The 10856-nt window shown below is 72.0% G+C and carries 9 protein-coding genes and 2 pseudogenes; 6 read left to right on the forward strand and 5 right to left on the reverse strand.

All coding sequences use genetic code 11. The features are described from left to right. Window positions 1-48 precede the first annotated feature (48 nt). The 5 genes and pseudogenes from map to JMJ55_RS09470 all read right to left on the reverse strand — a co-directional run. A complete protein-coding gene (map, locus tag JMJ55_RS09450) occupies window positions 49-855 on the reverse strand; it encodes a type I methionyl aminopeptidase (RefSeq protein ID WP_202825280.1) in 807 nt (268 codons plus the stop codon). A 102-nt stretch (window positions 856-957) separates the two neighbouring features. Then, window positions 958-1848 (reverse strand): methyltransferase domain-containing protein, encoded by an 891-nt coding sequence (locus JMJ55_RS09455; RefSeq protein ID WP_202825281.1) that lies wholly within the window; start codon window positions 1846-1848, stop codon window positions 958-960. Between the two features lie 45 nt (window positions 1849-1893). Beyond that, window positions 1894-2469, reverse strand: coding sequence for a hypothetical protein (locus JMJ55_RS09460; RefSeq protein WP_202825282.1), 576 nt, complete (start codon window positions 2467-2469; stop codon window positions 1894-1896). 8 nt (window positions 2470-2477) lie between these two features. Beyond that, window positions 2478-3143 (reverse strand): TerC family protein, encoded by a 666-nt coding sequence (locus JMJ55_RS09465; RefSeq protein ID WP_202825283.1) that lies wholly within the window; start codon window positions 3141-3143, stop codon window positions 2478-2480. Window positions 3144-3446: 303 nt separating this feature from the next. Beyond that, window positions 3447-4049, reverse strand: a pseudogene (locus JMJ55_RS09470) (TerC family protein); the annotation flags it as partial. Between the two features lie 154 nt (window positions 4050-4203). Between JMJ55_RS09470 and purB the strand changes: the two are divergent. The 6 genes and pseudogenes from purB to JMJ55_RS09500 all read left to right on the forward strand — a co-directional run. Continuing rightward, window positions 4204-5541 (forward strand): adenylosuccinate lyase, encoded by a 1338-nt coding sequence (purB, locus tag JMJ55_RS09475; RefSeq protein WP_202825285.1) that lies wholly within the window; start codon window positions 4204-4206, stop codon window positions 5539-5541. 90 nt (window positions 5542-5631) lie between these two features. Beyond that, window positions 5632-5928: a hypothetical protein gene (locus JMJ55_RS09480; protein WP_202825286.1), complete on the forward strand. Its 297-nt coding sequence runs from the start codon at window positions 5632-5634 to the stop codon at window positions 5926-5928. A 114-nt stretch (window positions 5929-6042) separates the two neighbouring features. Beyond that, complete coding sequence (locus tag JMJ55_RS09485; protein WP_202825287.1) at window positions 6043-7641, forward strand: tetratricopeptide repeat protein; 1599 nt, start codon at window positions 6043-6045, stop codon at window positions 7639-7641. Window positions 7642-7648: 7 nt separating this feature from the next. Then, complete coding sequence (locus JMJ55_RS09490) at window positions 7649-9070, forward strand: FkbM family methyltransferase (RefSeq protein ID WP_202825288.1); 1422 nt, start codon at window positions 7649-7651, stop codon at window positions 9068-9070. Next, complete coding sequence (locus tag JMJ55_RS09495; protein ID WP_202825289.1) at window positions 9067-10482, forward strand: tetratricopeptide repeat protein; 1416 nt, start codon at window positions 9067-9069, stop codon at window positions 10480-10482. Before JMJ55_RS09490 ends, JMJ55_RS09495 begins: the two co-directional genes overlap by 4 nt. Before the next feature lie 101 nt (window positions 10483-10583). After that, window positions 10584-10856 (forward strand): annotated as a pseudogene (locus JMJ55_RS09500) (hypothetical protein); the annotation flags it as partial.

A 10856-nucleotide genomic window follows, 5' to 3' on the forward strand; every position in this document is an offset into this window, starting at 1 on the left:
GATGGACTGATTCAATATCGAAACCAAGCCCTTTGGCGGGGACGGCGATCAGCCGCCGTAAGGCGGCTTGTGCAGGCCGGCGGGGGAGAGGGTGAAGATCTCGCAGCCCGTCTCGGTCACGCCGACCATATGCTCGAACTGGGCCGAGAGGCTGCGGTCGCGGGTCACCGCGGTCCAGCCATCATCCAGGATCTTCACCTCCGGCCGGCCGGCATTCACCATCGGCTCGATGGTAAAGAACATTCCCGGCTTCAGCACCGGCCCCTCGCCGGGGCGGCCGAAATGCAGGACGTTCGGCGGCTCATGGAAGCGGCGGCCGATGCCATGGCCGCAGAAATCCCGGACCACGGCGAAGCGGTTGCGCTCGACGAAGACCTGGATCGCATGCCCGATATCGCCGAGCGTCGCGCCAGGCTTCACCACCGCGATGCCGCGCATCATGGATTCATAGGTGACGTCGAGCAGCAGCCGCGCCTTGGTCGAGGGCGTGCCGGCCACATACATCCGGCTGGTATCGCCATGCCAGCCATCGAGGATGACGGTGACGTCGATATTGACGACATCGCCCTCCGTCAGCGTCCGCTCGCCCGGGATGCCGTGGCAGACGACATGGTTGATCGAGGTGCAGATCGACTTCGGATAGCCCCGATAGCCGAGCGGCGCCGGCACCGCGCCATGCGCGAGGATGTAGTCGTGGCAGATCCGGTCGAGCTCGGCGGTGGTGACGCCGGGGCGGACATGTGGCGTGACGATGTCGAGGGTCTCGGCCGCCAGCTGCCCGGCCCGCCGCATCCCGGCGAAATCATCCGGGGAATGAAGGGTGATACGGCGCGCATCGCCGCTCTGCTGGTCCATGGTCTTCCGCTGTCTCCGCATGCGGCGGTTGGCCCCAAGATGATCGCCGGGGGGCCATGGCGCAAGGCTTGGCCGCTGTCGCAGTGGCGCGACTTCGCGACCCTATCGCCCGGCGCGTTCGCCGAGCCGCCCTTCCTCAACCCCCAGCGCATCAGCCAGCCGCGCATTGGCGCTGCCGGGCCGGGCCGGGCGGCTCTGGCTCTCATGCGGCGCCCAGCCGGTCATGGTCAGCAGCCGCAGGGTCGCCGGGATGCCCTCCGCATCGGCCGGCAGGGCCGCCAGCGCCATCGGCAGCAGCGCCCGCGGCGGGGTCCGCCCATCCCGTGCCACCGCCGCATTGGTCTCGCCGGCGGCGCGCAGGTCCCGCAGCAGGGCGAGCGGGCTGCGGTAGCGGATCGGCAGCGTCTCCGCATCCGCGACGGGCAGGGCAAAGCCCGCGCGTTGCAGCAGCCCGGCCAGGTCGACCAGCTCGGGGAAGGGCGAGACGCGGGGGGAAAGGCCGCCGCGCAGCGCCGTCTCCGCCCCGGCCAGCGCCTCCCGCAGTTCCTGCAGGGTGCCGAAGCCGGGGAGCGAGGCGAGGAACAGCCCATCCGGCCGCAGCACCCGCCGGATCTGCACCAGCGCCCCCGGCAGGTCGTTCACCCAATGGAGCGAGAGGCTGGCGACGATCAGGTCGAAGCTCTCCGGCGCGAAGGGCAGCGCCTCCTCATCGCCGGCCAGGGGCAGGCCGCCGGCGGCCGTTGCCATCCGCGGCGAGAGGTCCATCGAGACCACGAAGGGGATGCCGCGGGCGCGCAGCCGGGGCGCCACCACCCCGCGGCCGCCGAGATCGAGCGCCCGGCCGAAGCGCCGGGTGATGTCGTCCAGCCGGTCGAGCAGCCGTTCCGCCGCTTCCTCCAGCACCGGGGCGACCTGGCCGATGGTGGCGGCGGCGCGGTCGCGGCGGTGGCGGACCAGGCGCCGGTCGAAGACGTGGATGGGGTCGCTGCTCATGCCCGGCAGGTGGTGCGCCGCCCACCCGGTTTCATGGGGGCCGTTTCAGGGGGTACGCAGCGCGTCGAGGATGGCGAGCGCGAAGGCGCGGGGATCGGCCGGCGCCGGGTCCCGCTGCGGCATGGTCACGCGCAGGCGGAGGATGCCGCCCGAGACGCCCCCGGCGCAGAGCAGACCGCGGACCCTTTCGCGCCCATAGGCCCCGCTGGTCTCGACGCATTGCAGGGCCGGCGAGGCGCCTTCCGGCAGGGCGAAGCGGGTCTCGGCGCGGAGCCGGCGTTGCGGCGCCGGACGCGTCGCCTCCTCGACCAGCCGGGCGAAGGCGGCGGCGGCGTCGGGGCTGTCGGTGCCCTCCGGCAGCGCGGCCTCGCCGGGGCGGGTGATCTCCACCGTGGCGCCGGCGGCGGTGCGGCCGGTGGTGCGGTAGCCCGTCTCCCGCCCGTCGCCGGGCAAGGTGGTGGTGGCGCCGCGCTGGAAGCCGGCCGCCTCGGCGGGCAGCCGGGCGGCGAGGGCGGCGGCGCTGGGCGGCGGGGCCGCCGGCCGCTGGGCCTGCGGCGCCGTCTCGCAGCCGGCCAGCAGGGCCGGCAGCAGCGGCAGGAGATGCCCGATGCGCAGCCGCATCGCCGGGCTCAGCCCTGGCCCACCATCAGGGCGGGCCGCTGCTGGAGCGCGGCATGGCCCGAGCCATAGAGGTCCCAGAGCCGGTGCGAATCCTCATAGACCATCTTCAGGCCAATCCAGACGATCAGCGCCACGCCCAGATAGGCGATCCAGCGGAAGCGTTCGAGCAGCTTCGAGATCAGCGTCGCCGCCACGCCCATCAGCATGATGGAAATGATGAGGCCGACCACGAGCATCGGCATGTTGCCGACCGCGGCACCGGCGACCGCGAGGACGTTGTCGAGGCTCATCGAGACGTCGGCGATGACGATCTGGCGGAGCGCCGTCGCCATGGTCTTGGTCTCGTGGTGGAGGTGATCACCCTCGCCCTCGGCCTTGTCCTCGTTGCGGAGCTCCCGGAAGAAGCTGAAGGCGATCCAGAGCAGGACGAGGCCGCCGACCAGCAGCAGGCCGGGGACCGCCAGGAGCTGGACCGCGAGCAGGCTGAGGACGATGCGGAGCACCACCGCCAGAACCATGCCGAACATGATCGCCTTGCTGCGCTGCTCGGCCGGCAGGCCGGCGGCGGCGAGCGCGATCAGGACCGCATTGTCGCCCGAGAGGACGATATTGACCCCAAGGATCTCCCCAAGCAGCAGCCAATTCCAGCTCTCGGCGATCGACGACACATCCATGCGGCAGGCTCCGGCCGGTTAGTAACGGGGGACGGCCGGGAATCCGGCGCGGCGCACCCTAGGGGAGCGGTTTCGGCCTGTGAAGCGGGCGCAAGGTGCTGCGGTCAGTGTCAAGTAGCTGACCGCATTACTAATTTTTCAGGTGTCGCGGCTCCCTGCCTTGCGCAACAGGGTAACCGTTCCTGTAGCCAGTGCCGCCACCACCACCACCTGCAGGAGGGTCGCGGCCGCCCAGATCCAGGCGGGGAAGACATGCGGCAGCGCCAGGTAGCCGAGCGGCAGCATCAGATAGGCATAGGCCCCCGGCACCTGGCCGGCGACCTGATGCGTGCCCTCCCAGATCATGTCGATCGCGACGTAGAGGATGACGGCGAGGCCGACCCAGGCGATCCAGCGATGCCGGTTCAGGAGGTTGGCGATCAGGGTCGCCGCCACGCCCATCAGCACCACGGAAATGCCGAGGCCGCCGACCAGTACCCAGGTATGCTCCTTGGCCGCGCCAGCGACGGCGAGCACGTTGTCGAGGCTCATCGAGACATCGGCCACCAGGATCTGGATGATCGCCTGGGGCAGGGTCTTGCTGGGTGCGGTGGCCTCAGCCTCGGCCAGGGTCGCTGACGGATCGGCCTCGTGATGGGCGCGGAGCTCGCGGAACATCTTCCAGCAGACCCAGAGCAGCAGCACGCCGCCGGCCAGCGTGATGCCGACCACGGCCAGGAGCTGGGCGGTGATGGCCGCGAAGCCGATGCGCATCACCGTCGCGGCGATGATGCCCCAGAAGATGGCCTTGCGCCGCTGTTCCGTTGGCAGGCCGGCGGCCGCCATGCCGACGACGATGGCATTGTCCCCGGCCAGGACGAGGTCGATGAACAGCACCTGGGCAAGCGGCACAAGCCATTCGGGCATGGTAATCGGCTCCTCGGCGGGGTCGGCGGCCGCCGCAGATAAATATACGTCAATCTTTATGCAACCCTAATCGGCAACAGTCGGCCCGGCCTTGCCATTCACGCCAGCGGGGTCCAAACCGCCCGCACCCCGCCCCTGACGCCCGAGGCCCCGGATGGTCCCCCGCTATACCCGCCCGCAGATGGCCGCGATCTGGTCCCCCGAGGAACGCTTCCGCATCTGGTTCGAGATCGAGGCCCTGGCCGCCGAGGCCATGGCGCAGCTCGGCACCATCCCGGAGGAGGCGGCCAGGGTCATCCGCGAGAAGGGCGCGCCCCGCGCCGCCTCGATCGGCCTGGCCGAGGTGGAGGCAATCGACGCCATCGAGCGCGTCACCCGGCATGACGTCATCGCCTTCCTCACCTGGATGGCCGAGGGGATCGGGCCCGAGGCGCGCTTCATGCACCAGGGCATGACCAGCTCCGACGTGCTGGACACCTGCCTTGCGGTGCAGATGACCCGGGCGGCGGATCTGCTGATCGCTGATTTGGACGCGCTGCTGGCGGCGCTGAAGACGCGCGCCTATGAGCACCAATTCACCCCGACCATCGGTCGCAGCCACGGCATTCATGCCGAGCCGACCACCTTCGGGCTGAAATTGGCAGGATATTACGCTGAATTCACCCGGGGCCGTGCCCGGCTGGCCGCTGCCCGGGCCGAGATCGCCACCTGCGCCATCAGCGGCCCGGTCGGCACCTTTGCCAGCGTCGATCCGCGCGTGGAGGCCTTCGTCGCCGAGCGGCTGGGGCTGGCGGTGGAGCCGGTCTCGACCCAAGTCATCCCGCGCGACCGGCATGCCGCCTTCTTCGCCGCCCTCGCCGTGGTCGCCTCCTCCATCGAGCGGCTGGCGACGGAAGTGCGGCACCTGCAGCGGAGCGAGGTGCGCGAGGCCGAGGAATTCTTCCATGCCGGGCAGAAGGGCTCCTCCTCCATGCCGCATAAGCGGAACCCGGTACTCTCCGAGAACCTGACCGGCCTCGCCCGGCTGGTGCGCAGCCATGTCGTGCCGGCGCTCGAGAATGTGGCGCTGTGGCATGAGCGTGACATCAGCCATTCGAGCGTCGAGCGGGTGATCGCCCCGGATGCGACCATCGGCCTCGACTTCGCCCTTTCGCGCCTGACGGGCATGATGGAGAAGCTGACGGTCTATCCCGAGCGGATGGCGGAGAACCTCGAGAGCCTCGGCGGCGTCGTCCACTCGCAGAAGGTGCTGCTGGCTCTGACCCAGGCGGGGATGAGCCGCGAGGCCGCCTATGCCGCCGTTCAGGCCGCCGCCATGGCCACTTGGCGGGCGCTGGGCCGGCCGGAGGGGCGGAGCTTCCGCGACAACCTGCTGGCCGAGCCGGGCGTTGCCACCGTGATGGACGGCGCGGCGCTGGATGCGGCGATGGACCCGGCGCGGGACTTCGCCCATGTGCGGACCATCTTCGAGCGGGTTTTCGCGGCGGCGTGATCGCGCCGCCCCGTCCCGGCCCACGGATTGCCGCGTTTTCGCCGCAGCCGCTGCGTTATGATAGAGACCAACGCAGGAGGTTCGGGTGTCATGCGCGCCCTTCGGATGACCGTTCTCGGCCTGGCCGGGTTGCTCGCGGGGCTGGCTTTCGCCCCCGCCACCGGACAGGCCCAGCCCTATTGGAATGGCCATCGCCATGGCTATTACCGGCCGCCGCCGCCGCGCTACTGGGCGCCACCGCCCCGCTACTACGCGCCGCCCCCGCCGCCGGTCTATTACGCCCCGCCGCCGCGCTACTATGCGCCGCCGCCCCCGCATTATTACGCGCCGCCGCCGCGCTACTACGCGCCGCCCCCGCCGCCTGGCTTCGGGATCTATATTCGCTGAGGCCAGGGCGGCCTTAACGCGGAAGCAACCAAGCCACCCCTAGGCTCACGCCAGTCAATCGCTGGCGCGGCCGGCGGCGATGTCGCCGCCCCTCCCGCCGGCGCGGGAGTGGGCATGGAAAACCCATCGCCACCGCCGCCTGCCTGCGATCCCACGGCGCTGATCGCCGCGGCGGATCGCTGCACCGCGGCCGGGGAGCGCCAGCGGGCGCTGGCCCTGTTCGACCGGGCCATCGCCCTCGCCCCCGATTGCGCCCCGGCCTGGGCCGGGGCCGGGCTGGCGCTGCAAGCCCTCGGCCGTCCGGGGGAGGCGATGGCGGCGTTGTGCCGCGCCCGCTGCCTCAATCCCGGCCATGCCCCGGCACGCAACGGCATCGGCACCCTGCTGCTGGCACGCGGCCTGCCCGGCGAAGCCGCGGCGGAATTCGCCGCGGCGGCCGAGGCGGCGCCGGGCTGGTGGGTTCCTTGGGTGAATGGCGGCCTCGCCGCCCAGCATCGCGGGCGGCCGGAGGCGGCGCTGGCGCCGCTGCACCGCGCCGTCGAACTCGCCCCGGCCGAGGCCGAGCCCTGGCATGCCCTCGGCACCGCCCTGATCCTGCTGCACCGGCCCGAGGAGGCGGAGGCGGCGCTGCGCCGCGCCCTCGCGCTGGCCCCGGACCATGCCCTTGCGCATGGCAATCTCGGCCGGGCGCTGCGCGACCAGAACCGGGTCGCCGAGGCCCGCGGCGAATATGCCGCCGCCCTCGCGCTGCGGCCGGACCATGCCGAGGCGCGCTGGAACCTCGCCATCGCCGACCTGCTGCTGGGCGACTGGGACACGGGCTGGGAGGGGGCGGAGGTGCGCTGGGCAGTGCCCAGCTTCCCCTCCCGCCCGCGCAGCTTCGCCCAGCCGCTCTGGCAGGGGGAGGCGCTCGAGGGCCGCACCCTGCTGCTGCATGCCGAACAGGGTTTCGGCGACAGCATCATGATGCTGCGCTACCTGCCCCTCGTCGCTGCGCGCGGCGGCCGCCTGCTGCTGGAATTGCCGGCGGAATTGCTGCCATTGGCCGCGGGCCTGCCGGCCGAGCCGATCGCCGCCGGCAGCCCCCTGCCCAATTTCGACCTGCATTGCCCGCTGCTCAGCCTGCCCCACGCCTTCGGGACCCGGCCGGAGACGGTGCCGCCCGCCCCCTATCTCCGCCCGCCAGAGGAGGCCGCCGCGCGCTGGGCCGGCCGCCTGCCGGCGGATGGCGGGCCGCCGCGCGTCGGGCTTGTCTGGGCCGGGCGGCCCACCCATCGCAACGACGCCAACCGCTCCATCGGCCTCGCCGCGCTGGCGCCGCTGCTGGCCATGCCGGGGCTGCGCTTCTACGGGTTGCAGGCCGGGCCGCGGGCGGCGGAGATCGGCGCGCTCGGCCTCGCCCCGCAGATCGAGGATCTCTCGCCCCTGCTGGCCGATTTCGGCGAGACGGCGGCGGCGCTGGCGCGGCTGGACCTGCTGGTCGCGGTGGATACCGCGGTGCTGCATCTGGCCGGGGCGCTCGGCCGGCCCTTCCGGGCGCTGCTGCCCTTCGCACCGGACTGGCGCTGGATGCTGGGTCGGGAGGACACGCCCTGGTACCCGACCGGCCGCCTGCTGCGCCAGGCGCGGCCGGGCGACTGGTCCGCCCCGCTGGCCGCGCTCGCCGCCGATCTGGCCGATCTCGCCCCCTTCCCCGCCCTCGCCGCGGAGTAAGCCCCCGATGCATGAACAATCCAAGGCGGCCAAGCGCCGCATCGCCGATGCCGCCTTCCTGACGCGCTACATGGTAGGCGAGGCGCTGGATATCGGCGCCGGGCCGGATGGGCTGACGCGGCATCTTGACGCCTTCCCGCGGCTGCGCAGCGTCCGCGAATGGGACCTGCCGGATGGCGATGCGCAATACCTGGCAGGCGTCGCGGATGCGAGCTTCGACTTGGTGCATGCCAGCCATTGCCTGGAACACATCATCGATCCGCGCATCGCGCTCTGCCACTGGATCCGGGTGACGCGGCCGGGCGGGCATCTCGTCATCACCGTCCCCGACGAGGACATGTATGAACGCGGCCATTGGCCGAGCCGCGCCAACCCCGACCACAAATGGAGCTTCACCGCCTGCAAGGCGGAAAGCTGGGCGCCGAAATCGATCAATGTCCTCGACCTCGCCCGCGAATTCTCCGGCTTGGTCGAGCTGGAGCGGATCCAGGTGCTGCGCGACTTCTTCCGCCCCGGGGCAACAGGCGACCAGACCATGGGCCCGGTCGCCGAATGCGCCATCGAATTCGTCCTCCGCCGGCGCGAGGCCGCGGTCGCGGCGCCGCTGCTGCATGGCGCGGCGGATCGCAGCCTGATCCCGCCCATCGGCCGGATGCGCCTGAAAGCCTGCCGCCAGGGGCTGATGGCCTTCAGCAGCCAGGACACCAATGTCGGCCGCCTGCTCGACACCTATGGCGAATATGCCGAGGCCGAGGTGGCGCTTTTCGCCCAGCTGCTTCGGCCGGGCGATGTCGCGGTGGATGCAGATGCCAATATCGGCAGCCTCGCCGTGCCGCTGGCGCGGCTGGTCGGGACAGGGGGCCTGGTCCACGCCTTCGAGCCGCAGCCGCATGTCCACCGCACCCTGGTCGCCAATGCGGTGCTGAACGAGCTCGACCATCTGCATTGCTGGAACGCCGCGCTGGGCGAGGTGCCGGGCACGATCGAGGTGCCGCGGATAAATCCCGGGGCGCGGCGCGATGCGGCGGCGGATGCGGCGCGCGGGTTGCTGGTGACGGTGATGACGGTGGATGGGCTCGACCTGCCGCGCTGCCGCCTGATCAAGGCGGATGTGGAGGGGATGGAGGCGCATGTGCTGCGCGGCGCACGCGCGACCATCGCCCGCTGCCGTCCGCTGCTCTATCTGGAGGCCGACCAGCCACCCGCCGTCGCCGCGGTCCTGGAGGAGCTGGTGGCGCTGGGCTACGCGCCCTTCTGGCATGTCGTCCCCTATGTGCAGGGGGCGAATTACTTCGGCCGGCCGGTGGAGTTCTTCCGCGGCATCGTCGCCGTCAACCTGCTGGCGGCGCCGCCCGGCTTCACGGTGAACGGCCTACCGCCGGTCACCAGCCCGGACTGGCAGGCCGACCTCCGCCGCGCCGCGGCATGAGCGCGGGGCTGCTGGGGGAAGCGCATCGCCTGGCGGCCGCCGGCGAGGCGGCGGAGGCGCTGGCGCTGTATGACCAAGTGCTGGCCGGCGACCCGGCCGCGGCGGATGCGGCGAACAATGCCGGCGTGCTGCTGCGCCGCCGGGGTGCGGAGGAGGAGGCGCTCCGCCGCTACCGCCAGGCCCTGGCCGCCGAGCCGGGCCATGCCGATGCCGGCTGGAATCTGGGCCGGCTGCTGCTCGAGCGCGGTGAGGCGGATGAGGCCTTCCTGCATCTCCGCCGTGCCGCGGCGCTGCGGCCGGGCTGGGAACGCTGGCATGGGCTCGGCCGCGCCTGCCAGGCGCGCGGCGACCTCGCCGGGGCCGAGGCGGCCTATGCCCGGGCGCTGGCGACACGGCCGGAGGCGGTGGAGACGCTGAACAACCTCGCCACAACGCATCAGGCCGCCGGCAGGCCGGCAGCGGCGCTCCCCTTGCTGGAGCGCGCCCTGGCCCTGGCGCCGGGCCATGCCGATATCCGCTACAATCGCGCCCTGCTGCTCCTGCTGCTCGGCCGCTGGGCCGAGGGCTGGCGCGAGCATGAAGGACGCTGGCGGGCACCCGGCTTCGCCTCGCCCCGGCGGCACCTGGCGAGCCCGGCCTGGGATGGGCGGCCGATCGAGGGCAGGCTGCTGCTGCATTGGGAGCAGGGGCTGGGCGATACGATCCAGTTCCTCCGCTATGCCGAGGCGGCACGGGCCCGCTGCGGCGAGTTGCTGATCGAGGTGCAGCCGCCCCTGCTGCCGCTGCTGCGGGGTTGGGCGGGCGCCTTCGCCGCCGGCGATCCGGTGCCGCCGCATGAGGCGCATGCGCCGCTGCTGAGCCTGCCGCATCTGCTGGGCGAGGCGGAGCCGCGGCCGGGGCCGGCCTATCTCGCCGCCGATCCGGCGCGGGCCGCGGCCTGGGCGGCGCGCCTTTGCCAGGGACCGCGCGCCGGGCTGGTCTGGGCCGGCAATCCGCGCCACCTGAATGACCGCAACCGCTCGCTTCCTGTGGCGGTTCTGGCGCCGCTGCTGGCGCAACCGGGTCGACGCTGGATCTCGCTGCAGGTCGGGCCACGCGCTGCGGATATCGCCGCGGCCGGGCTCGACGGCGTGCTGCAGGATGTCGCGCCGGCGCTGACCGATTTCGCCGAGACGGCGGCGGCGCTGGCCCAGCTCGATCTGCTGGTCACCGTGGATACGGCGGTGGCGCATCTCGCCGGCGCGATGGGAGTGGAATGCTGGCTGCTGCTGCCTTTCGCGCCGGATTGGCGCTGGGGCCTGCTGGGCGAGCGTAGCCCCTGGTATCCCTCGCTGCGGCTGTTCCGCCAGCCGGCACCGGGCGATTCGGCCGGGTTGCTGCCGGCGCTCTGCGATTCGCTCCGCCGCCGTTAAGCCGGCGGTTACCCCGGCGGGTGTAGCACGGGGCCACGGTCCAAATCGGACCACCGCTCGGCAATAGGCCGGTCTCTGCAATATCTCGGCAGGAAACCGCCATGTCCGGCACCGTGACGCTTGGGAATTCCGTCAACATCATCACCCTGGCCGGCTTTACCAGCCTGGTCGGTGGGTCGATGGCCGATACAGTCGCAGTCACCGGCGCGCTGTCGGGATCGACGGTCGATCTCGGCGGTGGCTTAGACAAGCTGACGCTCGGCAATGGCGGCTATACGCTGACCATCAGCAATGCGGAGACCATCACCAGCGGCACCGGCGCCGATGACGTCACCCTCGGCGCCGCCGTCTCGGGCGCCACCATCAACCTCGGC

It is taken from the genome of Belnapia mucosa, assembly GCF_016775475.1.
Taxonomy (GTDB): domain Bacteria; phylum Pseudomonadota; class Alphaproteobacteria; order Acetobacterales; family Acetobacteraceae; genus Belnapia; species Belnapia mucosa.